Source organism: Serratia sp. CoH_134_PS_4, from assembly GCF_058190535.1.
Map to the genome: position 1 here is coordinate 130,965 of NZ_JBXWKI010000010.1, position 26,052 is coordinate 157,016.

The window sequence follows — 26,052 nt, forward strand, 5'->3', positions numbered from 1 at the left end:
GATGAGCGGGAAACCTAAGCGTTTAATGGTGATGGCAGGCGGTACCGGCGGGCACGTGTTCCCGGGGCTGGCGGTCGCTCATCATCTGATGGCGCAAGGCTGGCAGGTGCGCTGGCTTGGAACCGCAGACCGAATGGAAGCCGATCTGGTGCCAAAGCACGGGATCGAGATTGATTTCATCCGTATTTCTGGCCTGCGCGGCAAAGGGCTGAAAGCCCAGCTGAGCGCACCACTGCGTATCTGGCATGCTGTACGCCAAGCGAAAGCGATTATGCGCAGTTACCAGCCGGACGTGGTGCTGGGCATGGGCGGTTATGTTTCTGGCCCCGGCGGTTTGGCTGCATGGATGTGCGGCATTCCGGTGGTGCTGCATGAGCAAAACGGCATTGCTGGCCTGACCAACCGCTGGTTGGCGCGCATTGCCAAAACCGTTTTGCAGGCGTTCCCTGGTGCGTTTCCGAACGCGGCGGTTGTGGGTAACCCAGTCCGTACCGATGTACTGGCATTGCCGCTACCGGCAGAGCGACTGAACGGGCGTGAAGGGCCGATTCGTGTGTTGGTGATTGGCGGAAGTCAGGGGGCTCGAGTGCTGAATCAGACAGTTCCTGAAGTCGCAGCGAGATTGGGCGATAAAATAACGCTCTGGCATCAGGTGGGCAAAGGGGCTCTGGAAACTGTGCTGCGCGACTACGAGAGGGTAGGGCAGACACAGCATAAGGTGACCGAGTTTATTGATGACATGGCCGCTGCTTACGCCTGGGCTGATGTTGTGGTGTGCCGTTCCGGTGCTCTGACCGTCAGTGAGATCGCAGCAGCAGGCCTGCCGGCGATCTTTGTGCCATTCCAGCATAAAGACCGTCAACAGTATTGGAATGCCCGTCCGCTGGAAGAAGCCGGTGCGGCGAAGATTATCGAGCAGCCGCAGTTCAACGCCGATGTGGTGGCGGAGCTGCTGGCAAGCTGGGATCGTCCGACGTTGCTGGCGATGGCCGAGAAGGCCCGCGCGGTAGCCATTCCTGACGCCACTGAACGCGTAGCGGCGGAGCTGGTGCGAGTCGCTAAATAATATGCAGGGGTTCGGTACACCGGGCCTGAATTAAAGAATGTCATGTAGGGGCCCGGTATGCCGGACCCGGATTAGAGAGAGTGATGAATACACAACAACTGGCGAAACTACGTACTATCGTGCCCGAGATGCGACGCGTCCGGCACATTCACTTTGTCGGCATCGGTGGCGCCGGCATGGGTGGTATCGCCGAAGTGTTGGCTAACGAAGGTTATCAAATCAGCGGTTCTGACCTGGCGCCAAACCCGGTAACCCAACAGTTGAGTGCGCTCGGGGCGACGATTTACTTCCATCACCGCCCGGAGAATGTGTTGGATGCCAGCGTAGTGGTGGTTTCTACCGCCATCTCTGCCGACAACCCGGAAATTGTTGCCGCGCGTGAGGCGCGTATTCCGGTGATCCGCCGCGCGGAAATGCTGGCCGAACTGATGCGTTTCCGCCACGGCATTGCCGTGGCCGGTACGCACGGCAAGACCACCACCACGGCAATGGTATCGAGCATTTATGCTGAAGCTGGCCTGGATCCGACCTTTGTCAACGGTGGGCTGGTGAAAGCGGCGGGTACCCATGCACGTCTGGGGTCCAGCCGTTATCTGATCGCGGAAGCGGATGAAAGCGACGCGTCGTTCCTGCATCTGCAGCCGATGGTGGCGATTGTCACCAATATCGAAGCCGACCATATGGAGACTTACCAAGGCGACTTCGAAAACTTGAAGCAGACGTTTATTAATTTCTTGCACAATCTGCCGTTCTACGGCCGTGCGGTGATGTGTGTTGATGACCCCGTAGTGCGTGAATTGCTGCCGCGTGTGGGTCGCCATATCACCACTTACGGTTTTAGCGAAGACGCTGATGTTCGCATCGAAAACTATCGCCAGGTTGGGCCACAGGGCCACTTTACGCTGAACCGTCAGGACAAGCCGTTGTTGACGGTGACCTTGAATGCACCGGGTCGCCACAATGCGTTGAATGCGGCAGCGGCAGTGGCGGTAGCGACAGAAGAAGGGATCGATGACGCAGATATCCTGCGTGCGCTGGCAGGTTTCCAGGGCACCGGTCGCCGCTTCGATTTCTTGGGCGAGTTCCCGCTGACGCCGGTTAACGGCAAAGAGGGTACCGCAATGCTGGTGGACGATTATGGCCACCACCCAACAGAAGTGGACGCTACGCTGAAAGCAGCGCGCGCGGGTTGGCCGGATAAACGATTGGTTATGATTTTCCAGCCGCATCGTTATACCCGTACCCGTGATTTGTACGACGACTTTGCTAACGTATTGTCGCAGGTGGATGTGCTGTTGATGCTGGACGTGTACTCCGCGGGCGAAACGGCAATCCCAGGGGCGGACAGCCGATCGCTGTGCCGCACTATCCGCAGCCGTGGCAAGTTGGATCCGATTTTGGTTTCCGATCCAGACACCGTGCCGGAAACCTTGGCGCAGTTGCTGCAAGCAGATGACCTGGTATTGGTGCAAGGTGCCGGTAACGTGGGCAAGGTGGCTCGAAAACTGGCCGAGCTTAAGCTGCAGCCGCAGAAAAAAGAGGAGGAACACCATGGCCGATAAAGTTGCCGTACTGCTGGGTGGTACCTCCGCTGAACGTGAAGTGTCATTGCAATCTGGTGCCGCCGTCCTGGCCGGATTGCGTGAAGCCGGTATTGATGCGCATGGCATTGATATTCGTGACTTCCCGGTAACCCAGCTCAAAGAGCACGGGTTTACCAAAGTATTTATCGCGCTGCATGGCCGCGGTGGTGAAGACGGGACTCTGCAGGGGATGCTGGAGTTTCTTGAACTCCCTTATACCGGCAGTGGCGTGATGGCGTCGGCGCTGACCATGGACAAATGGCGCACCAAGATGGTGTGGCAGTCGATGGGTTTACCGGTGGCAGCTTATGTGGCACTGAACCGTAAGCAGTATGTTGGTGCTGAGAAGTCTGCGCTGATTGCTCGCATCGACGCTCTGGGCCTACCGCTGATCGTCAAGCCGAGTCGTGAAGGATCGAGCGTTGGCATGAGCAAAGTCACTGAGCGTGCCACTCTTGAAGGGGCGCTGGAAGAGGCTTTCCTCCATGACGACGACGTGCTGGTCGAAAAGTGGCTGAGCGGCCCGGAATACACGGTTGCGATGTTGGGCGATCAGGTATTGCCTTCAATCCGTATTCAACCGGCTGGCGTGTTTTATGACTATCAGGCCAAGTATATTTCGGACGATACGCAGTATTTCTGTCCGAGTGGCCTGGGGGCGGAACAGGAAGCCGAAATGGCTGCCCTGGCGTTACGCGCCTACCGTGGGCTGGACTGCAGCGGCTGGGGCCGCGTGGATGTGATGCAGGATAGCGATGGCAGCTTCTATCTGCTTGAGGTGAATACCTCGCCGGGCATGACCAGTCATAGTCTGGTGCCGATGGCAGCGCGCCAATCTGGTTTAAGCTTCTCGCAGCTGGTAGCGAGAATTTTGGAATTGGCCGACTGATATGTCGCAAGCTGCCCTGAATGCGCGTGAACGCGAGGTGGATAATAACCCGCGCCGCAGCAATGGAACCCAATTAGCGGGAATGATTTTCCTGCTGATGGTGTTGGGAACGATCCTGTGGAGTGGCTGGGCGGTGATTGGCTGGATGAAAGATGCCAGCCGCCTGCCGCTGTCACGACTGGTGGTGACCGGTGAACGTCACTACACCACCAACGACGATATTCGCCAGGCAATTTTGGCGTTGGGATCGCCGGGTACGTTCATGACGCAGGATGTGGATATCATCCAGCAGCAGATTGAACGCCTGCCGTGGATCAAGCAGGCCAGCGTGCGCAAGCAATGGCCGGATGAGCTGAAAATCCACCTGGTGGAATATGTCCCGGTAGCGCGCTGGAATGATTTGCACATGGTGGATGCCGAAGGCAAGTCCTTCAGCGTGCCAGCAGAACGAATTGGCAAACAAAAATTGCCGCTGCTCTATGGTCCGGAAGGGAGCGAACAGGATGTTCTGGAAGGTTATCGGGCCATGAGCAGCATGCTAGCAGCCAGCAAATATACGCTGAAAATGGCGGCCATGAGTGCCCGCCATTCCTGGCAGCTGGCTTTGGATAATGATGTTCGGCTGGAGCTGGGACGCGACGATCGCACCGGACGCCTGCAGCGCTTTATCGAGCTTTACCCGGTATTGCAGCAGCAGGGGCAGGCTCAGAGTAAGCGAGTCAGCTATGTCGACTTACGTTATGAGTCCGGCGCATCGGTAGGTTGGGCCCCAGTGTTTATCGACCCGCAGGCAGCAGGCGATCAGCAAAACAGTAATCAGCAACAGAATCAGGCACAGGCAAAACAACAATGATCAAGTCGACGGACAGAAAACTGGTAGTTGGGCTGGAGATCGGTACTGCAAAAGTCTCCGCATTAGTAGGGGAAGTTCTGCCCGATGGCATGGTCAACATTATCGGGGTGGGCAGCTGCCCGTCTCGCGGTATGGATAAGGGTGGCGTTAACGACCTTGAGTCGGTAGTGAAGTGCGTACAGCGCGCTATCGATCAGGCCGAATTGATGGCTGATTGTCAGATTTCTTCGGTTTACCTCGCATTATCGGGTAAACACATCAGTTGCCAGAACGAAATAGGGATGGTTCCTATTTCCGAAGAGGAAGTGACACAGGAAGATGTCGAGAACGTAGTGCATACCGCTAAATCGGTACGCGTGCGTGACGAACACCGCATCCTGCACGTCATCCCTCAGGAATACGCTATCGATTATCAGGAAGGCATCAAAAACCCCGTTGGGTTGTCCGGCGTGCGTATGCAAGCCAAGGTGCATCTGATCACCTGTCATAACGACATGGCGAAGAACATTGTTAAAGCAGTAGAACGTTGCGGTCTGAAAGTAGACCAACTTATTTTCGCCGGTTTGGCTGCCAGCTATGCAGTCCTGACCGAAGATGAGCGCGAACTCGGTGTTTGTGTGGTGGATATCGGCGGCGGCACCATGGATATGGCGGTGTACACCGGCGGTGCGTTGCGCCACACCAAAGTGATCCCTTATGCCGGGAACGTGGTCACCAGCGATATCGCCTACGCCTTCGGCACGCCGCCGACAGATGCGGAAGCGATCAAAGTTCGACACGGCTGTGCGCTTGGGTCGATTGTTAGCAAGGATGAAAGTGTAGAGGTGCCAAGCGTTGGGGGGCGTCCTCCTCGTAGTCTGCAAAGACAGACACTGGCTGAAGTTATTGAGCCACGCTACACCGAACTGTTGAATCTGGTTAACGATGAAATTTTGCAATTGCAGGAGCAACTGCGTCAGCAAGGGGTGAAGCATCATTTGGCAGCAGGTATTGTGCTGACCGGTGGCGCTGCCCAAATTGATGGCCTGGCAGCTTGTGCGCAACGGGTGTTCCACACCCAGGTACGCATCGGCCAACCCTTGAACATCACGGGTCTGACGGATTATGCGCAGGAGCCTTACTACTCTACGGCGGTAGGTCTGCTGCACTATGGAAAAGAGTCTCACCTGAGTGGTGAGGCAGAAGTAGAAAAACGCGCCTCAGTGGGCAATTGGTTTAAACGCATCAATAGCTGGCTGAGAAAAGAGTTTTAATGTTTCAACAAAGAGATCATGCTGAGTAATCTTTTTATGATCTCGCAGCGACAGGCACAAAACGGAGAGAAACTATGTTTGAACCAATGGAACTAACCAATGACGCGGTGATTAAAGTCATCGGCGTCGGCGGTGGCGGTGGCAACGCCGTTGAACACATGGTGCGCGAGCGCATCGAAGGTGTTGAATTCTTTGCCGTTAATACAGACGCTCAGGCGCTTCGTAAAACGGCAGTTGGCCAAACCATCCAGATCGGTAGCGGTATTACCAAAGGTCTGGGGGCAGGCGCGAACCCTGAAGTGGGTCGCAATTCAGCGGAAGAAGACCGTGAAGCCCTGCGCGCCGCACTGGATGGCGCAGACATGGTCTTCATTGCAGCCGGCATGGGCGGCGGTACCGGTACCGGTGCAGCGCCAGTTGTTGCTGAAGTGGCTAAAGATTTGGGTATTCTGACAGTGGCCGTGGTGACTAAGCCTTTCAATTTTGAAGGCAAGAAACGCATGGCATTCGCTGAGCAGGGTATCGCAGAATTGTCCAAACACGTGGACTCATTGATCACTATCCCGAACGACAAGTTGTTGAAAGTTCTGGGTCGTGGCATTTCTCTGCTGGACGCGTTCGGCGCGGCCAACGACGTACTGAAAGGTGCGGTGCAGGGTATTGCCGAACTGATCACCCGTCCAGGCCTGATGAACGTTGACTTCGCTGACGTGCGCACCGTGATGTCCGAAATGGGCTATGCGATGATGGGTTCTGGCGTTGCCTGTGGTGAAGACCGTGCTGAAGAAGCGGCGGAAATGGCGATCTCCAGCCCACTGCTGGAAGACATCGACCTGTCCGGTGCTCGCGGCGTGCTGGTCAACATCACCGCAGGCTTTGACCTACGTCTGGATGAGTTCGAAACCGTGGGTAACACCATTCGTGCTTTCGCTTCCGACAATGCCACCGTGGTTATCGGTACCTCATTGGATCCGGAAATGAACGACGAACTGCGCGTGACCGTGGTTGCGACGGGTATCGGCATGGACAAACGTCCAGAAATCACGCTGGTGACCAACAAACAGGCTAGCCAGCCAGTGATGGATCATCGCTACCAGCAGCACGGCATGTCGCCGTTGCCGCAGGAAGTGAAACCTGCCGCCAAGGTAGTTAACGATCCGACTGCGCAGCCTAATAAAGAGCCCGACTATCTTGATATTCCTGCTTTCCTGCGTAAGCAGGCAGACTAAGAATATCCTGAGAATTTGGAATCTCCGCTCTTTGTGCTAAACTGTCCCGCCGGCCATGCTGTATGCTTGGTCGGTAGGATTGATAACATTGCGAGATAAAACGATGATCAAACAAAGGACATTAAAACGTATTGTTCAGGCGACGGGTGTCGGTTTACATACCGGCAAGAAAGTCACGCTGACAATGCGCCCCGCGGCGGCTAATACCGGGGTCATCTATCGTCGCACTGACTTGAATCCACCGGTTGATTTTCCGGCTGATGCAAAATCCGTGCGTGATACCATGCTCTGTACTTGCCTGGTGAATGAGCATGACGTGCGTATTTCTACCGTTGAGCATCTTAATGCCGCGCTGGCTGGGTTGGGCATCGACAACATCGTTATCGAAGTTGACGCCGCCGAGATCCCAATCATGGACGGTAGTGCTAGCCCGTTCGTCTTCCTGTTGCTGGATGCCGGCATCGAAGAACTGAACTCTGCGAAGAAATTCCTGCGTCTGAAAGACACCGTGCGTGTTGAAGATGGCGACAAGTGGGCTGAGCTGTCCCCGCATAACGGGTTCCGCCTGGACTTCACCATCGACTTCAACCACCCGGCGATCGACGCCAGTACGCAACGCTACCGCCTGGATTTCTCTGCCGACTCGTTCGTGCGCCAAATCAGCCGTGCGCGTACATTCGGTTTTATGCGTGACATTGAATACTTACAGTCGCGTGGTTTGGCGTTGGGCGGCAGCTTTGACTGCGCCATCGTGGTAGATGACTATCGCGTTCTGAACGAAGATGGCCTGCGTTTTGAAGACGAATTTGTTCGTCACAAAATGCTGGATGCTATCGGCGATCTGTTCATGTGCGGCCACAACATCATTGGCGCGTTTACCGCGTACAAGTCTGGCCATGCGCTGAACAACAAGCTGCTGCAAGCCGTTCTGGCAAAACAGGAAGCGTGGGAATACGTCACTTTCCAGGACGAAGCAGAAATGCCACTGGCATTCAAAGCTCCGTCTACCGTATTGGCATAAGTCGATACCGCTGATTACTTATCACGACTGGTCGCGTTGGCACTCTCTCCGGCCAACGACGCCAGTCGTTCCAATATCTTGCGCAGTTTTTCTGGGCTTCTGCTCGCCAATCCCCTTAATTCTTTAGCACTTTCCTGACTCAGATGACGCATCGGTGCGCTCGGCTGTGCATTTCCTGCATTTTTTGCGGTGCTCTGCGCAAGGTTGCTCCCTTTTGCCATCAAGGCCGGATTAATCCTGATGTCGATCGACGACAATGATGGTAGAATTTGCGCTCGTAGTGCAGATAATAAAGCCGGTTGTTCGTAGCGTAGGCGCATCATCCAGCTGGCATTTGCTGTTTCTAGCACTAAAATACCCTGTCGGAAATTCGCGACGCGGCACCAAGGATGCAGTTGAACCGGTAACAGACCTTTCACTGCACGGTTAAGCTTAAGCAGCGCCACTGCGCGTTGCTGGACGTTATGCAGCGGCCCTTTGTCTTCTGCAGACGCGTCGTCGAACAGGGAATCTAATAATTGTGGACGGCTATCGCGCATAATGGGCTCCGGCGGATAATAAACTCGTGATCGGTATTCTAAATCGTTGGCGACAATTTGGCAGACGTTATTTCTGGCCCCATCTCCTGTTAGGGATGGTTGCGGCCACGCTTGGCGTACCTTCAAATCTGTCCGGCGCACCTGATCAAGCCGCTCTGCCGAGTACCTCGTCCAGCCTGAACCGGCAAAATTCCGCCAGTAATGCCTTTAAGAGCCTGGCGTTACTGCAAGAAGCGCATCGCCGCCCGACCTTCAGTGTCGATTACTGGCACCAGCATGCGCTTCGCACTGTCATTCGTCACCTTTCTTTTGCTCTTGCGCCGCAGGCCGTCTATGCGCGCGTGCAGGAAAACGAAGCGGAAGTGGCTGAACCCCCTTTGCAGGTAGCGCAACTGGCGCTGCTTTCTACGCTTAACGCGCTGCTGACGCATGAGCCGAAGCCGCCAACCATCATTCGTGATACCCACCATGCCGTACTGCCTGCCTTTGCGCAGCATCAGACCGGGTTGTGGCTCGCACAGGTGCAGGGCATTCGCGCCGGGCCCGCTGCCCTAATCTGATTTTTGCCCGCCGGGCGACAAAAAACCTAAAAAATAACAGCAAATTGACTGCCTGTGTTGGCCGTCATGACAGAGATATCAAACATCATGTTAGTGAAATTATTGACCAAAGTTTTTGGTAGCCGTAACGATCGTACGCTGCGCCGCATGCGCAAATCGGTTGAGCTGATCAACCAGATGGAACCGGACATGGAAAAACTGTCCGATGACGAACTGAAAGCCAAAACCAACGAGTTTCGTGCGCGCCTGGAAAAGGGCGAAGTGTTGGAAAACCTGCTGCCGGAAGCTTTCGCGGTCGTGCGTGAGGCCAGTAAGCGCGTATTCGGCATGCGTCACTTCGACGTACAGCTGTTGGGCGGTATGGTACTGAATGATCGCTGTATTGCAGAGATGCGTACTGGTGAAGGTAAAACTCTGACCGCAACCCTGCCGGCTTACCTGAACGCCTTGAGTGGCCGTGGTGTGCATGTGGTCACCGTGAACGACTATCTGGCACAGCGTGACGCCGAAAACAACCGTCCATTGTTCGAATTCCTCGGTCTAAGCATCGGCATTAACCTGCCAGGTATGCCAGCACCGGCTAAGCGTGAAGCCTATGCCGCAGACATTACCTACGGTACCAACAACGAATACGGTTTTGACTACCTGCGCGACAACATGGCATTCAGCCCTGAGGAACGCGTTCAGCGTAAGCTGCACTATGCGTTGGTGGATGAGGTTGACTCCATCCTGATCGATGAAGCGCGTACTCCTTTGATCATCTCGGGTCCGGCTGAAGACAGCTCGGAGATGTACATCAAGGTTAACAAACTGATTCCTAAACTGATTCGTCAGGAAAAAGAAGACTCAGATACCTTCCAGGGTGAAGGTCACTTCTCGGTTGACGAGAAAGCGCGTCAGGTACACCTGACCGAACGCGGTCTGATCCTGATCGAAGAAATGCTGATGGACGCCGGCATTATGGATGAGGGGGAGTCACTGTACTCACCAACCAACATTATGCTGATGCACCACGTAACGGCTGCGTTACGCGCCCACGTACTGTTCACCCGTGACGTTGACTACATCGTAAAAGACGGTGAAGTCATCATCGTTGATGAACACACCGGTCGTACTATGCACGGTCGTCGCTGGTCTGATGGTCTGCATCAGGCAGTTGAAGCCAAAGAAGGCGTGGAAATCCAGAACGAGAACCAAACGCTGGCATCGATCACCTTCCAGAACTACTTCCGCTTGTACGAGAAGCTGGCCGGGATGACCGGTACTGCCGATACCGAAGCCTTCGAATTCAGCTCTATCTATAAGCTCGATACCATTGTGGTGCCGACTAACCGCCCAATGTTGCGTAAAGATATGCCTGATTTGGTCTACATGACTGAACTGGAGAAGATTGGCGCTATCATTGAAGACATTCGTGAGCGTACCGCAAACGGCCAACCAGTACTGGTTGGTACGATTTCAATCGAGAAATCTGAAGTGGTTTCGCGTGAACTCGAGAAGGCCGGTATTGCCCATAAGGTGTTGAACGCCAAGTTCCACGCCATGGAAGCGGATATTGTTGCGCAAGCCGGGCAGACGTCAGCGGTTACTATCGCCACCAACATGGCGGGTCGTGGTACCGATATCGTCTTGGGCGGCAGCTGGCAAGCAGAGATTGCCCAGTTGGAAGATCCAACTGAAGAACAAATTGCTGCAATTAAAGAGGCCTGGAAAATTCGCCATGATGCCGTGTTAGCCGCAGGTGGCTTACACATTATTGGTACCGAGCGTCATGAATCTCGCCGTATCGATAACCAGCTTCGTGGCCGTTCTGGTCGTCAGGGGGACGCCGGTTCGTCCCGTTTCTACCTGTCGATGGAAGATGCCCTGATGCGCATTTTCGCCTCTGATCGCGTTTCCAACATGATGCGCAAACTGGGTATGAAAGAAGGTGAGGCCATTGAGCACCCGTGGGTCACCAAAGCCATTGCCAATGCACAGCGCAAAGTGGAAAGCCGTAACTTCGATATCCGTAAACAGCTGCTTGAATACGATGATGTGGCCAACGATCAGCGCCGTGCTATCTACAGCCAGCGTAACGAGCTGCTGGACGTGTCTGACGTTAGCGAAACCATCAGCAGCATCCGTGAAGATGTGTTCAAAACCACCATCGACGCTTATATTCAGCCAGAGTCACTGGAAGAAGAGTGGGATGTTCAGGGGCTGACCGAACGCCTGAAGAACGACTTCGATCTGGATATGCCAATTGCAGAATGGTTGGATAAAGAGCCAGAGCTACACGAAGAAACGCTGCGTGAGCGTATTCTGGAAACAGCCAAAGAAGAGTACAAACGTAAAGAAGAAGTTGTTGGCGCCGAGATGATGCGCAACTTCGAAAAAGGCGTGATGCTGCAAACGCTGGACTCACTGTGGAAAGAGCATCTTGCGGCCATGGACTACTTGCGCCAGGGTATCCACCTGCGTGGTTATGCGCAAAAAGATCCTAAGCAGGAATACAAACGTGAGTCTTTCAACATGTTTGCGACCATGCTTGAGTCACTGAAACATGAAGTGATCAGCGTGCTGAGCAAAGTGCAGGTGCGGATGCCGGAAGAGGTTGAAGCACTGGAACAGCAACGCCGCGAAGAAGCTGAGCGCTTGGCTAAACAGCAACAGTTGAGCCATTACGAAGAAAACGCGCTTGTTACCGAAGATCCTGATGCACCAGCGAGCGCAGAACGCAAAGTTGGCCGTAACGATCCTTGCCCTTGCGGTTCCGGTAAAAAATACAAGCAGTGCCACGGCCGTCTGCAGAAGTAAATCCGGCGGTGTGTAACCAATAAAACCCAGGGGTTCAGCATGCTGAACCCCTGTTTTTTGGGCGAACTGCGGCCCTAATGAATGAATCAATCAGGAGAATGCGATGAAACACCTGAACATTGCTGTCGGCATCATTCGTAACGCCCAGCAGGAAATCTTTATTACCCGGCGAGCGGCCGATTCACATATGGCCGGTTTTTGGGAGTTTCCAGGCGGTAAGATTGAGCAGGGTGAGACGGCGGAACAGGCGCTTAAGCGTGAGCTGCTGGAGGAGACCGGCATTGAGGCCGAACGTGCAGAGCTGCTGGAAGTCCTTGAGCACCACTTTAGCGATCGTATCGTGACGTTGAATTTTTATTTGGTGGAGAGCTGGGCGGGCGAGCCGTTTGGCCGTGAAGGGCAGCCAATGCGCTGGGTGAAGCAGGCTGATTTACGGGAGGAAGACTTCCCAGAGGCCAATGTCAGTATTATTAAACTGCTGGTGGCGCAGGCTAACGCTGCGCAGTAAAGCAGCCGGCCTGGTAAATGCCAGGCCGGTAAGCACGACGATCAGCGATCGTCTGCCTCGCTCCAGTCTTCGCTTTCTGACAAATCACTGCTGCTGGGAATGCGTTTTTCTTCATCAGCCCATTCGCCCAGATCAATCAGCTGACAGCGTTTGCTGCAAAATGGGCGGAATGGGCTGACTTCACCCCATACCACCCCTTTGCCACAGGTTGGGCATTTCACTACGGTCGTCATATCAGTTCCTTACACCCTTCCAACGTATGAAAGGTTTTTATTTCATTGGGTTAACAACAGGCCAACTCAAAGGTTAATCGCTCCGGCACTGTGCCAAACTCACTGTCCAGCGGCAGAAAGCGGATCGCATAGCGCGTCTTGTGGCCAGAAATCTGTGGGTAAAGCTGGTGGGCCAGGTTGATGCGCAAGCGCAACAGATCGGCCCCTTCAGCGTTATCCTGGAAGAAGCCATTCAGACTGATTTGATTGCGAAATGACCCGGATTGGCGAATAAGATCCAGCACCATGGTCAGTGCCTGGTTCAGCGGTTCGAGCGTTTGCAGCCACTGACTGACGTCGTCATTCCGTTCCTGCTGAGGCGCATGCATCCACATGTGCAACGTTGGTAAGTCAAAACTGCAACAACCGCCAGGGATGCTCAGACGTTGGCGCACCAGGCTAATCAGCCGGTCTTCACGCAGCGATTGTCCGAGGCGCGGGGCGGACATCAGGGCAGCAGCACAGTGTTTTAACTGGTTGCGCAACTGATCCACCAGCGACATATCAACGCCCGGCACATCGGACCATGCCAGCAGTTTTTGCTGCTGACGTTCCAGCTCTTTCAGTAACTCAGTGCGTACTTCGCCACGTTCCAGTACGTCCAGCAGATCGGCAATGGTACGGAAGAACGTCAAGGCGATGGCTGTTTCACTCAATGCGCGCTGGCCGTGCAACTGTTGCAGTAAAAACTCCATACGCAACCAGGTGCGCATTTTTTCATTCAACGGGTGTTCAAAAAGAACGCTTGGGGAAACATCACTCATTCAGTTTAATCCTGTCGGGTCGCTGATGCCGCCAGCTCAAGGTAACGGCGATGCAGTGCGGCAACTAATGGCTCTATCCCCTGAGCAGCGCCGCTATTATCAATTATGTCATCAGCAGCGGCCAGACGCTGTTCACGCGTGACCTGTGCGGACAGTATGTTCTGCGCCTGCTGACGGCTGATACCGTCGCGGGCAATGGTTCTGGCCAACTGAGTTTCACTGTCAACGTCGACCACCAACACGCGGTCAGCACGCGCCTGCAGGTTATTCTCCACCAGCAGTGGTACGACCCAAAGTGCATAGGGGCTAGTGACTTGCGCCAATTGGCGTTGGGTTTCCTGATGAATCAGCGGGTGCAGCAGTTGGTTTAGCCAGCGTTTTTCATCAGGGTTACTGAAGATACGCTGACGCAGTGCAGCACGGTTAAGTGTGCCGTCAGGCTGCAACATTTCATTACCAAAACGATCGGCGATGGTTGCCAGAGCCGGGGTGCCTGGCTCAACAACTTGCCGCGCAATGACGTCAGCGTCGACCACCGTCACGCCGTGGCGTGCAAAGGCATCCGCTACGGTTGATTTACCGCTGCCGATACCTCCTGTCAACGCAACAATGTAGGCCATGGTAGGAAATGCACCTGGTATTCATAAAAAAATAATAGACGAATCATAAAGCGATCGCGCAGAAGTGCAAGTCAGCAGGTGGCGCTTGTCTGGTCGCTAGCGTTGTACGTTGATAAAAACCGCAGCCAGAAAGGAAAAATGAGCGGGAGCTCACATTGCGGTTTCGCAGGTAAATTTGTCGGATTGTAGCGTAAATAATCGAGAATTCGCAGTCTTGTCCGGGGATTATTAGCGCGTATGATAGCGTCACTGGAACTGGCATTAATCTATACCCGCCATTCTTCAAGTTACAGCGTTGCTGGCTGAAACTTCAACTTTATAGGGTATAGGTTCGAATACTCTCTGCGATCCGTCGCCATAAACCAGGAAATCATTAGTCATGCGTATTGAAGAAGATTTGAAGTTAGGCTTTAAAGATGTGCTGATCCGTCCTAAACGTTCTACGCTGAAAAGCCGTTCAGAGGTTGAGCTGGAACGTCAGTTTACCTTTAAACATTCTGGCTTGAGCTGGTCCGGTGTGCCAATTATTGCCGCCAACATGGACTCAGTCGGCACCTTCAGCATGGCAGAGGCCCTGGCTTCCTTCGACGTTCTCACTGCCGTACACAAACACTACACCGTTGAGCAATGGGCCGCGTTTGTGCAACGCGTCCCGGCCTCAGTGCTGCGCCACGTTATGGTTTCAACCGGTACCTCCGACGCCGATTTTGTGAAGATGCAGCAGATTTTGGCTCTGTCTCCGGGGCTGAAGTTTATCTGTATCGACGTCGCTAATGGTTACTCAGAGCATTTTGTCGCTTTCTTACAGAAAGCGCGTGAGGCCTGTCCAAAACATGTGATTTGTGCCGGTAACGTCGTCACTGGCGAAATGGTTGAAGAACTTATCCTGTCCGGTGCCGATATCGTTAAAGTCGGTATTGGCCCTGGCTCAGTCTGCACCACCCGAGTGAAAACGGGCGTTGGCTATCCGCAACTGTCTGCAGTGATCGAGTGCGCCGATGCGGCACATGGTCTTGGTGGCCAGATTGTCAGCGACGGTGGTTGTTCCGTGCCGGGTGATGTTGCGAAAGCCTTTGGTGGTGGCGCGGACTTTGTCATGTTAGGCGGCATGTTGGCCGGCCACGACGAGTGCGAAGGGACAGTTGTGGAAGAGAACGGTGAGAAATTCATGCTGTTCTACGGCATGAGCTCCGAGTCAGCCATGAAACGCCACGTTGGTGGCGTTGCTGAGTACCGGGCAGCAGAAGGCAAAACCGTTAAGCTGCCTTTGCGCGGTGAGGTTGAGTTTACCGTTCGTGACATCTTGGGCGGCCTGCGTTCTGCCTGTACGTATGTCGGTGCAGAACGTCTGAAAGAGCTGACCAAACGTACCACCTTCATCCGCGTAGCGGAGCAGGAAAACCGCGTTTTCGGCAGCAAGTAATCTGGCTTGCTTGCACGTAGCTAAATTGTGGGTGCAGTGTTTTGCTGCGCCCATGTTCGTCTTCAGGTTCATCCCAACACATTCCCCAACTGAAATATCGGCAGGTACATTGCGATCACCAGTGTGCCTACGATCCCACCGACCACCAGCATCAATATGGGTTCCAGGGTTTGCGCCAGGGTGTCGGCCCGCTCAAAGGTTTGCTGCTCATGCCACAGAGCAAGTTTGCCCAGCAGCGTATCTAACGATCCCGACTCTTCGCCAACCCGTACCAACTGCTGACAAAGCGAAGGGAAAAGCGTTTGTTGCTTCAACGCGCTATGGAAAGTGTGCCCTTGCGCAATCTGTTGCTGCACCTTCTCAATTGCCTGACGGTAAAACAGGTTATCTATCGACAGTGCGGCTGCGTTCAAGCCTTCAATCAGCGTTAACCCGGCTTGCTGGGTCATCGCCAGAATGCGGAATATTTGGCTTAGACAGCCGCCTTTGATCAAGGGCGCAATCAGCGGCAGGTGGAGTAGCGCTGCCTGTTCACGCCTGCGCCATCGTGGTTGCGGGTGCAGACGGTGAAAATAAGCCAGCGTCATACAGAACAGTACGAGGGCTAGCCAGGGGCCGCTCTCGATCAACAGGGCGGAAAGATTCAGCAGTCCTTGAGTAAACCACGGCAGGGGCGCATTGAATGACTGGTAGACACCGGCAAACTCCGGCAACACCATGACCAGCATTAGCATGCTCACCAGTAGCGCTACAGCACAGATAAACAAGGGATAACGCAGTGCCTTAACCACTTTCTTCTGCAGCTTTTGATGGGCTTCCTGCTGTTGGGCCAGCTGTAGGCAGCATTCATCCAGGTGGCCGGTGAGCTCCCCAATGGCGATCAATTGGCGGTAGATCAACGGGAATATGGCCGTTTGTCCGGCGATGGCTTCCGAAAACGGCTGGCCTTGCTGCACCAATTCGCTGAGCTCCCGTAGCAAACAGCGCCAGGCGGCGGAAGGGTGTTCTGCTGCCAGGAGTTGTAATCCGCTAACCAGCGGTAGCCCGGCCTGCAACAAAGTGGCAAGCTGACGAGTGAATTGGATCAGGGGGTCTCCGCGCCACTGGCTGGGGGGAATGCGTTTACCACTGTCAATTTTGTAGGGCTGTAGCCCTTGTTCGATAAGCCACAGGCTGACCCTGTTCTTTTCGGGGCTCATCAATTCCCCTTGGTGCAGTTGCCCTTGGGAGTCAATCGCCTGCCAGAGGAAAAGACGTAAGTTTTTCACGGTGCCTCTCCGGTGTCGGCAATAATGATGCCGACAATGCGATACACCTCTTCAAGCGAGGTAATACCTTGAGAAACCAACGTTAACCCGGCTTGCAACAATGTTGCTTGCCCCTGCTGTCGTGCAATATCGGCTAATTGAGCAGGGGCTGCACCTTGCAATAGACCGGTCTGCACCTCTGGTGTGATGGTCAACAATTCATAGACTCCGATACGGCCATAGTAACCGCTGAAACAGTGTTCGCAGCCATCGGCTTGCCAGGGGTGCAGAGGGTCAGCCCAAATTGCAGTGGGGAAGTGCACCGCCCCGCTTTGTTGATAACGGCAGTGACGGCAAAGTTTGCGCACCAGTCGTTGGGCAATCACCAATTTCAGGCAGGCGGCAATCAAATAACCGGGAATGCCCATATGGGTCAGGCGCGTTAGCGTTTCGCTGGTGGAATTGGTGTGCAATGTGGAAAGCACCAGATGACCGGTTTGCGCGGCTTTAACCGCGATTTCTGCCGTTTCTCGATCGCGGATTTCACCGATCATGATGATATCCGGATCTTGCCGCAGTAAGGCGCGTAAAACGCGAGAGAAATCCAGATCGGTTTTGGCGTTAATCTGCGTTTGGTTGACGCCAAACAGCGGGATCTCAATGGGGTCCTCGACACTGCATAAATTGCTCTGCGCGTCATTTAACTGGCGGAGGCCGCTATAGAGGGTAACGGTTTTACCGCTACCCGTCGGGCCGGTGACCAGGATCAGGCCCTGAGGACAGGACAGCGCTGCGGCAAACTGTGCCAGCGCAGTCTGATCCATACCCAACTGCTCCAACGGTAGCTCCTGACGCTCAGTGTGCAGGATCCGCAGTACCACTTTTTCACCGTGCAGCGTGGGTAAGGTGGCGATGCGCATTGAGTATGTCGCGTTATCCAACTGTACGCTGAGCTGACCATCTTGCGGCAGGCGTCGTTCGGCAATGTCCAGTTGCCCCATGATCTTCAGCCGGGCGGTAAGGCGTGCGGCCAGTGCAAAAGGTGGTGACGCTATGGCTTGTAGTACGCCGTCGATGCGCAGTCGGATACGCAGCGTCTGCTGGTAAGGTTCAACATGAATATCCGAAGCGCGCCGTTGAATGGCGATGCGCAAGGTCTGATTAATGAACTGTACGACGGGGGCGTCACTGTCATCATTTAATGAGGGGGTCTCTGGTTCAGGTTCCTGAAGGGCTTGTTGGAAGTGGTCGCCCTGTATTTGACGGTGATTTAGCTCCAGCTCTAACCGGGCTGCTGGCCACTGTTCCAGATGAATGCGTTTACCGGTGGCGAAACGCAGGGCCGTTAGCAATGCTGGAGGCGCTTCTTCAGCCAGGGCAACGTTCAGGCAGTACTCGTCTTCACTGAGTGCCAACGCCTGATAGCGTCGGCACAGTGCATGGATTTCATCGCTGATCGTCACACTCATGGTGTTGGCGTCGTGTTGGTTGTATCAAAACGGAAGACCTCTTGGCAGGTCTCTTGCAAGTTGGTGTTGTCACTGCTGCACTGGCGGGTCCAGCGGGTCAGACCGCGGGTATTTTGAGTTGGGGTGAGCGTCACCGTCAGCCCCTGAAGCGTTTGTGTGCCGGTCAGCGAAATAACACCTTGGCTGACCTGAACTGCGCTGACATAACGTGATGTCCCGCCTGTAGGGATGCCTTGACTGCCGGCGTTGCACGCAGTGGGTACGCTATTGGCGAGTACACATAACTCAACGGCCATTTTATATGGGGTCATGGTTTGCAGCATGTCGGTCATCGCTGCTTTTTGGATATACCGCTGATAGGCGGGAATGCCGATGGCGCTGAGGATCGCAATAATGGCGATCACCACCATCAATTCGATCAAGGTAAAACCGCGCTGTGTTTCCATCTGTTGTTGCCTCCTAATGAATGTGGAGGGCAGGGTAAACGCTAGGGATAGAGGCTTCGAGGGGCTTAGCGGCGTTTTGCGGTGTGCTTCCAGCGTAATGCGTTGTGTTTGCAGCTGGGGTTACAACATTGGGGGGGATGTCGCAATGTTGATGGGGAACACCTCCCCGCCGCAGCGGGAAGGCGGGGGCATTATTTGAAGCGCATCGACAGATCGAGGGCGGTCACGTGTTTGGTCAGGGCACCAACGGAAATGTAGTCCACGCCGGTTTCGGCGAAGGTGCGCAGGGTGTCACTGGTGACATTACCTGAAACCTCCAGTTGAGCACGGCCCTGAGTTTGCGCCACAGCGGTGCGCATCATCTCAACGCTGAAGTTATCCAGCATGACGATGTCGGCGCCGGCATCCAGCGCCTGTTGTAATTCATCCAGCGACTCCACTTCGACTTCGACGGGCACGTCGGCATGCAGCCAGAACGCTTTCTCGACCGCCTTTTTAATCGAACCGGAGGCAATGATGTGGTTTTCTTTGATCAGGAAGGCGTCGGATAGCCCCAGCCGGTGGTTGCTGCCACCGCCGCACAACACCGCATATTTCAGCGCGGTGCGCAGCCCAGGCAAAGTCTTACGGGTGTCCAGCAGGCGAGTTTGCGTGCCTTGTAACAGTGCCACATAGCGGCTGACTTCGGTCGCTACGCCAGAAAGCGTCTGTACAAAGTTCAGTGCGGTACGTTCACCCGTCAGTAGCACTCGTGCCGGGCCGGTCAGTTTGCAGAGCAGTTGATCGGGCACCAGGCTATCGCCGTCTGCCACCAGCCATTCCACCTTCACCTGGTTACCCAATTGGATGAAGACTTCGTTCAACCAGCGTTGGCCGCAAAATATGCCGGGTTCACGGGTGATGATGGTCGCTTCGGCTTGGGTGTCGGCCGGTAACAATTGCGCGGTAATATCGCGTTCGGCATCGACTTCGCCCCCCAGGTCTTCACGCAGGGCCTGGGCAACGGCATAGGGGATATCGCTTTCAATTCGTTCAAGAAGCTCGGTGCGGCGACTGTCGGCACTGTAGCGGCGTGTCGGCATAGAAAACTCCGAAATGGACGGTAAGTTCGTAGAGGGAACATGCTACTCTGTTGCCGTGACAAGTACCACAGCAGCACGTTGGTTGCGCTGCTAATCATACATTATCCGATGCCTGCACCGCACATCGCCATGCACAGCAGGATCGTCCCAGCCCTGTGTTTGACGGGGAGTTATATCTGGCATCTCTGGAACAACCCGGCAAGCCCGATGACGCTATGCTTGGAATAATGGAAAAGGAGAGGAGTCGCTAATGACGCTGTTTACGCTGTTACTGGTTCTGGCGTGGGAACGTTTGTTCAAGCTAGGGGAGCATTGGCAGTTGGATCACCGCCTGGAGGTGGTGTTTCATCGGTTACATCGATTTTCACTAGCACAGACGTTACTGATGACTCTTGCCTGGATGGTTGTGGTAGGGGGGATTCTGTGGCTGGCTCAGGGGCTGTTTTTCGGCGTAGTGACGCTGTTGCTGTGGATCATTATTGATTTGCTGTGTGTGGGCGCGGGTATTAAGCGCAAACACTACCGTGCCTATCTGAAGGCGGCACGTCAGGGAGATGTACATGCCAGTGATCAGATGGCGGAAGAACTGGCGCTAATTCACGGCTTGCCAGTGGATTGCAGCGAAGAGCTGCGCTTGCGTGAACTGCAGAACGCGTTGCTGTGGATTAACTTCCGCTATTATTTGGCGCCGCTGTTCTGGTTTGTCGTCTGCGGGCCCTACGGACCGATTGCCTTGGCGGGCTATTCTTTCCTGCGTGCCTATCAAACCTGGTTGGCGCGTCATAATACCCCGTTGGAACGTTCACAGTCGGGCATCGATCATCTGCTGCACTGGTTAGACTGGATCCCAGTACGCCTGGCCGGTGTGGCCTATGCATTGATCGGGCATGGTGAGAAAGCGCTGCCGGCATGGGTGGCATCGTTGGGGGATCGCCATTCTTCGCAGTATCAGGTGTTGACGCGATTGGCGCAGTTCTCATTAGCGCGGGAACCCCATATGGATCCAGTGCAGACCCCACGGGCAGCGGTAACGTTGGCGCGTAAGGTAACAATGATCATTGTGGTGGTGGTGGCGCTATTGACGATTTACGGCACCCTGCTCTAAGACGGTATGTGGCTTAACCACCAGAAATAAAAAACGGGCGCTTAGCGCCCGTTTTTGTTGGATTGCCGAAGCTTACAGTTTGGCGAAGCTGCGGCGTGCAGCGTCGATGGTGCGTTGGATATCTTCTTTACTATGCGCAACAGACATAAAGCCCGCTTCAAAGGCGGAAGGCGCCAGATAAACGCCTTCATCCAGCATCAGGTGGAAGAAGCGCTTGAAGCGCTCTACATCGCACTGCATCACATCCTGATAGCAGGTGACTGACGGAGCATCGGTAAAGAACAAGCCGAACATGCCACCAACGTGGTTTACCACCAACGGGATGTTTTCTTCTTTTGCCGCATGCAGCAGGCCATCCGCCAGCATATCTGTGAGTTCGGTCAGTGTCTGGTGGATACCCACCTGCGAAACTTCGGTAAGGCAGGCGTAGCCCGCGGCCATTGCAATCGGGTTACCGGACAGTGTACCTGCCTGATAAACCGGGCCGGTGGGCGCCAGTGCGGCCATCACGTCACGACGGCCGCCGAACGCGCCAACGGGCATGCCGCCACCGATGATTTTACCCAGGCAAGTAAGGTCGGGTTCTACATCGTAATAGGACTGCGCCCCTGCCAGCGCCACGCGGAAGCCGGTCATGACTTCGTCGATAATCAGCAGGGCACCGTACTTGTCACACAGTGCGCGCAGACCTGGCAGGAATTCAGGCAACGGTGGTACACAGTTCATGTTGCCTGCGACTGGCTCAACGATGATACAGGCGATCTCTGAAGGGTACTGCTCAAATGCGGTACGTACCGAATCCAGATCGTTAAAGGTGCAGGTCAGGGTGTGTTTGGCGAAGTCGGCCGGTACGCCCGGTGAGTTCGGTTGGCCCAGCGTCAGTGCGCCGGAGCCGGCTTTTACCAGCAGGCAGTCGGCGTGACCGTGGTAGCAGCCTTCAAATTTGATGATTTTATCGCGATTGGTATAGCCACGCGCCAAGCGGATTGCGCTCATGGTGGCTTCGGTGCCTGAGTTCACCATTCGCACCATGTCCATGGTGGGCACCAGTTCGGTGACCAGCTCGGCCATTTTGACTTCCATCTCGGTAGGTGCGCCAAAGCTCAGGCCACGCTGTGCCGCTTCGATCACTGCGTTGCGGATCGCCGGGTGGTTATGCCCCAGTACCATCGGGCCCCAGGAACCGACGTAGTCGATATAGGCTTTGCCGTCGACGTCAAACAGGTAAGCCCCGTCTGCACGCTCGATAAACAGTGGCACACCACCAACGCCGCTGAATGCACGCACCGGAGAGTTAACCCCGCCTGGGATTACCTGTTGTGCCTGGGCATACAGATTTTCGGACTTGTTGTGTAAGCTCATAAATCGGCTCCTGGATTCTCTTTGAATGATTTGACCGCGCTATTCTAGTGAAGTGTTCGCTGATATGAAACGATCACAGTCAGATACCTATTTAGGGGGGCGGTTGGTCAGTGGGTGCGCTAGAATATTCGACTTGCCTATTTGTATTACATTTAACTCCACTAATGAATAGCCCATTATGACTGAATTACAGCAACAATCACCGCTCGCACGGGCTCCAAGACTCAAACGGAGTGACATGGTGCGCCAGTTTATGCGTCGTGATAAAACGCCCGTGGCTGTCTTGTTCATGGCCGCGGTGGTGGGGACTCTGGCCGGTTTGCTTGGCGTGGCATTTGATAAAGCGGTGGATTGGGTGCAGCAGCAGCGCCTTTCTGCGTTGGCACAGGTCGCTGATTACTGGATTCTGGTGTGGCCGTTGGCTTTTGTTCTTTCTGCCGGGCTGGCCGTGCTGGGCTATTATTTGGTCCGCCGTTTTGCCCCTGAAGCCGGGGGATCGGGTATTCCGGAAATTGAAGGCGCATTGGAAGAACTGCGCCCAGTACGCTGGTGGCGAGTGATTCCGGTGAAGTTTATTGGCGGCATGGGTACGCTTGGGGCGGGCATGGTGCTAGGTCGTGAAGGGCCGACGGTGCAGATGGGGGGCAACGTTGGGCGTATGGTGCTGGATATTTTCCGTATGCGCGGCGCAGAGGCGCGTCATTCGCTGTTGGCTACCGGTGCGGCTGCCGGCCTCTCGGCCGCCTTCAATGCGCCGCTGGCCGGCATTCTGTTCATCATTGAAGAGATGCGCCCGCAGTTCCGCTATAACCTGATCTCAATTAAAGCGGTGTTTATCGGCGTTATTATGTCGAGCGTGGTGTTTCAGTTGTTCAATGGCGAAGGATCGGTGATTGCGGTGGGCAAGCTTTCCTCCGCACCGATTAATACCCTTTGGTTATACCTGGTGCTGGGGGCCATATTCGGCGCGGTTGGCGTGATGTTCAACGCGCTAATTTTCCGCACTCAGGACATGTTTGCTCGTCTGCACGGCGGCAAGATGCGCAAGATTTTGCTGATGGGGGGATTGCTCGGCGGCATTTGCGGCATCCTGGGGTTGATCCAACCGGAGGCCGCAGGTGGAGGCTTTGGCCTGATCCCGATCGCTGCGGCAGGTAACTACAGCGTCGGTATGCTGATGTTTATTTTCATTACCCGGGTCATCACCACGTTACTGTGCTTCGGTTCCGGTGCCCCGGGGGGGATTTTTGCACCGATGCTGGCGTTGGGCACGCTGTTTGGTACGGCTTTTGGCTTGGCCGGTGCTCATTTGTTCCCGCAGTATGGCATCGAGGCTGGCACATTCGCTATTGCCGGCATGGGAGCCTTGTTCGCTGCGACAGTGCGCGCGCCCCTGACCGGTATCGTCTTGGTGTTGGAAATGACCGATAACTATCAGCTCATACTGCCCATGATTATTACCTGCCTTGGTGCTACGCTGGTGGCTCAGTTCCTTGGGGGCAAGCCGTTGTATTCCTCAATATTGGCCCGTACGCTACAGCGTCAGGAAGCGCAGCAGGCCAGTGAAGCGGCAGATAAAACAGGTAAAGAAAATACAACAAATGCGGTGAATACTTGAACGCAACACTCAGGTATTGGATAATCATTAACATTAATCCGGCCGCCATTGTAGCGACCTGATGCAGAACAATGTTGGGAGTAAAGAGTATGAGTGATGAAACAGCACTGCCCCTGCAATTTACCGAGGCAGCAGCAAGTAAGGTTAAAGTCCTGATTGCTGACGAAGAAAACCCGAATCTGAAGTTACGGGTTTACATTACCGGTGGCGGTTGCAGCGGATTCCAGTACGGCTTCACTTTTGACGATAAGGTCAATGACGGTGATATGACCATCGAGAAACAGGGTGTTGCTCTGGTTGTTGATCCGATGAGCCTGCAATATCTGGTCGGTGGCTCGGTTGATTATACCGAAGGGCTGGAAGGCTCGCGCTTCGTGGTAACTAACCCGAACGCCAAAACTACCTGCGGCTGCGGATCCTCGTTCAGCGTGTGATCCCACCAGCCAGCGTATAAACCCGCCAACCCCATCGGTTTGCGGGTTTTTTTATGGTTACCATTCCACCGTGATCAGTTCTCGGTAAGCATCATTTTCGCCCTCTGTGGCTAACGGACTGCGGGTGACTTTAGGCTGGGCACTGGCCGTATTACCGCATGTTACCTGTGGCGTTGAACCCCCTGTATCCACGCTGCAGATTGGGGCGATGGTCAGGCTGACACCAATTTGCCCGCTCATATTGCCGGCGTAAACGAAAGAGCTGCACAGCAGCACGCTGAATAAAAAGAGAATATTCTTCATAGTTTGGGGAATAGCCATCCGTAAGCAATCACATAATGGCTTATCGGCAAAAAGTTAATAAGTTTTAACAAGGCTGGGGAATAATTAACTTGGGGTTAAAAAGTTTATTACATTGATTTCCAGCGGTTTTTAAGGCGTTGATAATAACATTTAGCTACTAATTGGTCTAATATTCCGACTTATGGCGTATCGATGTCATAAGATTCCGCCCGATACGGGCGGGATTTGGTTATCGTTCAAGGATGAAGGCAGGGAGTTTGAGGTGCCAGCGGATAGCCGCGAGCCGGATAGCCAGCGTAATGCCCATACCGAGCATCATCGCCTGTTGTAAGGGCATGCCGAAGGTCGCGTAGGCGGTCGCATGGACAATGCCACCGATAATACAGGCGGTGGCGTAAATTTCGGTTCGCAGAATCATCGGGATTTCCCGTGCCAGCACGTCACGGATAATGCCGCCGCCAACCCCGGTAATGACACCCATACAGATTGCCACCAATGGACTGGCATCGGCGGCAAAGGCTTTATTTACACCAATGCCGACAAAAACCGCCAGTCCAACGGCGTCCAACACCGGCAGGATCCATTTTGGTAAGCGGCGTGGCTGACGTACCAGCAGCAGTGTCAGCACGCAGGTGATCATTGCTACCACCAGATCGGTTGGATCTTTAACCCAAAAGACCGGGCCGTTGGCCAACGCCATATCGCGGATGGTGCCGCCACCGACCGCGGTGACGACGCCCAGGACGAGCACGCCGAACGGATCCATACGCAACTTGCCCGCCAGTAATACGCCTGAAATGGCGAAAACCGCAGTGCCGAGAATATCCAGCCAGAACACCAGCATTAATGAAGCTCCGCCAATTGATGACACAATTGCTGTGCTGCCAGCATGATGCGCGGCCCGGGACGGTTGAACCAATCCCCATTCAGCGCAATCACCGGCACCTGCAATTGTGGTGTCCAAAAGGCTTTCACGCTGGCGATCTCTTTTTGGTCGCCCGCGATAACGATCGCTTGTGGCTGGCGAGCCAGCACCTGTTCCCGGCTGATTTGCGGCCACGGCATACGGCTGTCTGCAAAGATGTTCTCCGCGCCGCACAGCGACAATACCTGACTTTGTAGCGTGGCACCGGAACTGGTGAACAGCGGTTGGGTGCCAAATTGCAGCAGGACCCGCCGTGACTGATTGTGCGGGTATTTTGCTTTCAGATCGGCAATTTGTTTACGGATAGCCTCTGCGGCCTGATGCGCTTGCTCAGGGTGCGGGCTATATTGCGCCAGTTTGTCCAGAGATTGGGCTATATCATCAATCGTGGTGGCATCTGCATAAAAGATCGGGATACCGAAGGCGGCGAGCTGATCCAGTACTCGCTGTGGATTGCCGCCGCGCCATGCCAGGATCAGATCCGGCTTCAGTGCCAGTACCCGCTCCAGGTTGATCCCTTGCCACGACGCAACTTGTTCCAGCTTCTGGGCGGCGGGCGGGTAGTCGGAATAAGCGCTTACCGCCAGCAAGGTATCCCCCATGCCAGCGGCATAGGCCAGTTCGGTTGTGTTGGGTGCCAGGCTGATCACCCGTTGGGCGGCGCCGGCAGGCAGCGCCATCC

General features: G+C 54.7%; 26 protein-coding genes. 14 read left to right on the top strand and 12 right to left on the bottom strand.

Going from position 1 to position 26,052, the window contains the following annotated elements:
* Position 1 precedes the first annotated feature (1 nt).
* The 7 genes from murG (at position 2) to lpxC (ending at position 7,894) form a co-directional block, all read left to right on the top strand.
* Positions 2 to 1,066: an undecaprenyldiphospho-muramoylpentapeptide beta-N-acetylglucosaminyltransferase gene (gene murG / locus AC2FCQ_RS16680; protein ID WP_209635074.1), complete on the top strand. Its 1,065-nt coding sequence runs from the start codon at positions 2 to 4 to the stop codon at positions 1,064 to 1,066.
* 83 nt (positions 1,067 to 1,149) lie between these two features.
* Entirely contained in the window at positions 1,150 to 2,628 is a 1,479-nt protein-coding gene (gene murC, locus AC2FCQ_RS16685; protein ID WP_209635076.1) for a UDP-N-acetylmuramate--L-alanine ligase, read from the top strand.
* Entirely contained in the window at positions 2,618 to 3,538 is a 921-nt protein-coding gene (locus AC2FCQ_RS16690) for a D-alanine--D-alanine ligase (protein WP_490308624.1), read from the top strand. Before murC ends, AC2FCQ_RS16690 begins: the two co-directional genes overlap by 11 nt.
* Before the next feature lies 1 nt (position 3,539).
* Positions 3,540 to 4,391, top strand: a complete 852-nt coding sequence (gene ftsQ / locus AC2FCQ_RS16695) for a cell division protein FtsQ (protein ID WP_209635081.1) — start codon at positions 3,540 to 3,542, stop codon at positions 4,389 to 4,391.
* Positions 4,388 to 5,644 carry a cell division protein FtsA gene (gene ftsA, locus AC2FCQ_RS16700; protein ID WP_004950148.1) on the top strand — a complete coding sequence of 419 codons (1,257 nt, stop codon included), beginning with the start codon at positions 4,388 to 4,390 and terminating at the stop codon, positions 5,642 to 5,644. The genes ftsQ and ftsA overlap by 4 nt, the downstream gene beginning before the upstream one ends.
* Positions 5,645 to 5,718: 74 nt before the next feature.
* Positions 5,719 to 6,873, top strand: a complete 1,155-nt coding sequence (gene ftsZ, locus AC2FCQ_RS16705) for a cell division protein FtsZ (protein WP_004950150.1) — start codon at positions 5,719 to 5,721, stop codon at positions 6,871 to 6,873.
* 103 nt (positions 6,874 to 6,976) lie between these two features.
* Positions 6,977 to 7,894 (top strand): UDP-3-O-acyl-N-acetylglucosamine deacetylase, encoded by a 918-nt coding sequence (gene lpxC, locus AC2FCQ_RS16710; RefSeq protein ID WP_037426060.1) that lies wholly within the window; start codon positions 6,977 to 6,979, stop codon positions 7,892 to 7,894.
* A gap of 14 nt (positions 7,895 to 7,908) precedes the next feature.
* Here lpxC and AC2FCQ_RS16715 read toward each other — a convergent pair whose 3' ends face one another.
* Positions 7,909 to 8,433 (bottom strand): DUF721 domain-containing protein, encoded by a 525-nt coding sequence (locus AC2FCQ_RS16715; protein ID WP_209635083.1) that lies wholly within the window; start codon positions 8,431 to 8,433, stop codon positions 7,909 to 7,911.
* Positions 8,434 to 8,459: 26 nt separating this feature from the next.
* Here AC2FCQ_RS16715 and secM point away from each other — a divergent pair, with 26 nt between their 5' ends.
* From secM to mutT, 3 genes are all read left to right on the top strand, one after another.
* Positions 8,460 to 8,993 carry a secA translation cis-regulator SecM gene (gene secM / locus AC2FCQ_RS16720; RefSeq protein WP_209635085.1) on the top strand — a complete coding sequence of 178 codons (534 nt, stop codon included), beginning with the start codon at positions 8,460 to 8,462 and terminating at the stop codon, positions 8,991 to 8,993.
* An 87-nt stretch (positions 8,994 to 9,080) separates the two neighbouring features.
* Complete coding sequence (secA, locus tag AC2FCQ_RS16725) at positions 9,081 to 11,792, top strand: preprotein translocase subunit SecA (protein ID WP_490308623.1); 2,712 nt, start codon at positions 9,081 to 9,083, stop codon at positions 11,790 to 11,792.
* A gap of 103 nt (positions 11,793 to 11,895) precedes the next feature.
* Complete coding sequence (gene mutT / locus AC2FCQ_RS16730; protein WP_490308621.1) at positions 11,896 to 12,300, top strand: 8-oxo-dGTP diphosphatase MutT; 405 nt, start codon at positions 11,896 to 11,898, stop codon at positions 12,298 to 12,300.
* Between the two features lie 41 nt (positions 12,301 to 12,341).
* Here the strand turns inward: mutT and yacG are convergent, their stop codons facing one another.
* From yacG to coaE, 3 genes are read right to left on the bottom strand one after another with little or no spacing between them, the layout of a single operon-like run.
* On the bottom strand, positions 12,342 to 12,533 hold the full coding sequence (gene yacG, locus AC2FCQ_RS16735; RefSeq protein WP_037426075.1) for a DNA gyrase inhibitor YacG: 192 nt from the start codon (positions 12,531 to 12,533) through the stop codon (positions 12,342 to 12,344).
* Positions 12,534 to 12,583: 50 nt separating this feature from the next.
* The gene (zapD, locus tag AC2FCQ_RS16740; RefSeq protein ID WP_209635091.1) at positions 12,584 to 13,336 is read right to left on the bottom strand and encodes a cell division protein ZapD; all 753 of its coding nucleotides are present in this window, start codon (positions 13,334 to 13,336) and stop codon (positions 12,584 to 12,586) included.
* A 5-nt stretch (positions 13,337 to 13,341) separates the two neighbouring features.
* Positions 13,342 to 13,956, bottom strand: a complete 615-nt coding sequence (gene coaE, locus AC2FCQ_RS16745) for a dephospho-CoA kinase (protein ID WP_209635093.1) — start codon at positions 13,954 to 13,956, stop codon at positions 13,342 to 13,344.
* Positions 13,957 to 14,335: 379 nt separating this feature from the next.
* On the opposite strand from coaE, the gene AC2FCQ_RS16750 reads away from it, so the two are divergent.
* Positions 14,336 to 15,379 carry a GMP reductase gene (locus tag AC2FCQ_RS16750; RefSeq protein ID WP_209635095.1) on the top strand — a complete coding sequence of 348 codons (1,044 nt, stop codon included), beginning with the start codon at positions 14,336 to 14,338 and terminating at the stop codon, positions 15,377 to 15,379.
* A 68-nt stretch (positions 15,380 to 15,447) separates the two neighbouring features.
* On the opposite strand, the gene hofC is transcribed toward AC2FCQ_RS16750, so the two are convergent.
* The 4 genes from hofC to nadC all read right to left on the bottom strand — a co-directional run bounded on the left by hofC (position 15,448) and on the right by nadC (position 19,623).
* Positions 15,448 to 16,647: a protein transport protein HofC gene (gene hofC / locus AC2FCQ_RS16755; protein WP_404760412.1), complete on the bottom strand. Its 1,200-nt coding sequence runs from the start codon at positions 16,645 to 16,647 to the stop codon at positions 15,448 to 15,450.
* A complete protein-coding gene (gspE, locus tag AC2FCQ_RS16760) occupies positions 16,644 to 18,095 on the bottom strand; it encodes a type II secretion system protein GspE (protein ID WP_490308620.1) in 1,452 nt (483 codons plus the stop codon). Before gspE ends, hofC begins: the two co-directional genes overlap by 4 nt.
* Positions 18,092 to 18,541 (bottom strand): prepilin peptidase-dependent pilin, encoded by a 450-nt coding sequence (ppdD, locus tag AC2FCQ_RS16765; protein WP_490308619.1) that lies wholly within the window; start codon positions 18,539 to 18,541, stop codon positions 18,092 to 18,094. Before ppdD ends, gspE begins: the two co-directional genes overlap by 4 nt.
* Before the next feature lie 191 nt (positions 18,542 to 18,732).
* The gene (gene nadC, locus AC2FCQ_RS16770; RefSeq protein WP_265555780.1) at positions 18,733 to 19,623 is read right to left on the bottom strand and encodes a carboxylating nicotinate-nucleotide diphosphorylase; all 891 of its coding nucleotides are present in this window, start codon (positions 19,621 to 19,623) and stop codon (positions 18,733 to 18,735) included.
* A 250-nt stretch (positions 19,624 to 19,873) separates the two neighbouring features.
* Here nadC and ampE point away from each other — a divergent pair, with 250 nt between their 5' ends.
* Positions 19,874 to 20,728: a beta-lactamase regulator AmpE gene (gene ampE / locus AC2FCQ_RS16775; protein ID WP_209635105.1), complete on the top strand. Its 855-nt coding sequence runs from the start codon at positions 19,874 to 19,876 to the stop codon at positions 20,726 to 20,728.
* A 72-nt stretch (positions 20,729 to 20,800) separates the two neighbouring features.
* Here ampE and hemL read toward each other — a convergent pair whose 3' ends face one another.
* On the bottom strand, positions 20,801 to 22,090 hold the full coding sequence (gene hemL, locus AC2FCQ_RS16780) for a glutamate-1-semialdehyde 2,1-aminomutase (RefSeq protein WP_209635108.1): 1,290 nt from the start codon (positions 22,088 to 22,090) through the stop codon (positions 20,801 to 20,803).
* 178 nt (positions 22,091 to 22,268) lie between these two features.
* Between hemL and clcA the strand changes: the two genes are divergently transcribed.
* Together clcA and erpA are read left to right on the top strand one after the other, a co-directional pair.
* Positions 22,269 to 23,708 carry a H(+)/Cl(-) exchange transporter ClcA gene (gene clcA, locus AC2FCQ_RS16785; RefSeq protein WP_209635110.1) on the top strand — a complete coding sequence of 480 codons (1,440 nt, stop codon included), beginning with the start codon at positions 22,269 to 22,271 and terminating at the stop codon, positions 23,706 to 23,708.
* A gap of 89 nt (positions 23,709 to 23,797) precedes the next feature.
* Positions 23,798 to 24,142, top strand: a complete 345-nt coding sequence (gene erpA / locus AC2FCQ_RS16790) for an iron-sulfur cluster insertion protein ErpA (protein WP_004950184.1) — start codon at positions 23,798 to 23,800, stop codon at positions 24,140 to 24,142.
* Between the two features lie 57 nt (positions 24,143 to 24,199).
* On the opposite strand, the gene AC2FCQ_RS16795 is transcribed toward erpA, so the two are convergent.
* The 3 genes from AC2FCQ_RS16795 to btuF all read right to left on the bottom strand — a co-directional run bounded on the left by AC2FCQ_RS16795 (position 24,200) and on the right by btuF (position 26,050).
* On the bottom strand, positions 24,200 to 24,445 hold the full coding sequence (locus AC2FCQ_RS16795) for a hypothetical protein (protein ID WP_265555778.1): 246 nt from the start codon (positions 24,443 to 24,445) through the stop codon (positions 24,200 to 24,202).
* A gap of 229 nt (positions 24,446 to 24,674) precedes the next feature.
* Positions 24,675 to 25,289 carry a TRIC cation channel family protein gene (locus tag AC2FCQ_RS16800; RefSeq protein ID WP_012005233.1) on the bottom strand — a complete coding sequence of 205 codons (615 nt, stop codon included), beginning with the start codon at positions 25,287 to 25,289 and terminating at the stop codon, positions 24,675 to 24,677.
* Complete coding sequence (gene btuF, locus AC2FCQ_RS16805; RefSeq protein WP_490308652.1) at positions 25,289 to 26,050, bottom strand: vitamin B12 ABC transporter substrate-binding protein BtuF; 762 nt, start codon at positions 26,048 to 26,050, stop codon at positions 25,289 to 25,291. The genes AC2FCQ_RS16800 and btuF overlap by 1 nt, the downstream gene beginning before the upstream one ends.
* Positions 26,051 to 26,052 lie beyond the last annotated feature (2 nt).